This window comes from Xenorhabdus sp. PR6a, from assembly GCF_028599065.1.
Taxonomy (GTDB): domain Bacteria; phylum Pseudomonadota; class Gammaproteobacteria; order Enterobacterales; family Enterobacteriaceae; genus Xenorhabdus; species Xenorhabdus doucetiae.
Genome location: NZ_JAQRFJ010000204.1, coordinates 1 through 664 on the forward strand (window position 1 = coordinate 1; position 664 = coordinate 664).

General features: G+C 36.0%; 1 pseudogene. It reads left to right on the forward strand.

From position 1 onward, the window contains the following. Positions 1-664 (forward strand): annotated as a pseudogene (locus tag PSI15_RS18360) (PfkB family carbohydrate kinase); the annotation flags it as partial.

A 664-nucleotide genomic window follows, 5' to 3' on the forward strand; every position in this document is an offset into this window, starting at 1 on the left:
TTTATCTAACGATGTTTACACTGTAACAATTGGTGCAGCCAATATAGATCTAACAAGCTATACCTCTGCCAAACTCATTTATGAAGATTCCAACCCAGGGAAAATTATTTCGACACCAGGTGGCGTCGGTAGAAATATTGCTCAGAACATTGCTCTATTAAAAAATTAAAGTTATTTAATTTCTGTTATTGGTGATGATTCATATGGAAAAACACTATTTGAGCAAACAAAATCAGCCGGTGTTAACGTTAAATATTTATATAAATTAGAAGGAGAAAAAACATCAATTTGCAATTCTATTATTGACGAAAATGGAAAGTGTATCGTTGCTGTTAATGATATGTGCATTCTGGAAAAACTCACACCAACTTTATTATCTCAATCTAAATCTTTAATCCAACATGCGAGCGTATTAGTGGTTGACTGTAACTTAACGGAAGAAGCCTTAGACTGGTTATTTAATCGTGCCGATACTGTTCCCATTTTTGTTGATACTGTTTCCAGAGCCAAGGCATCCAAAATCCGCCATTTACTATCGCATATCCATACCTTGAAGCCCAATCGTACCGAAGCAGAAATTCTGAGTGGGATAAAAATTGAAACTCAAGAAGATGCCGCGGATGCTGCACATTGGTTTCATCAACATGGCATCCAACGCTTAATT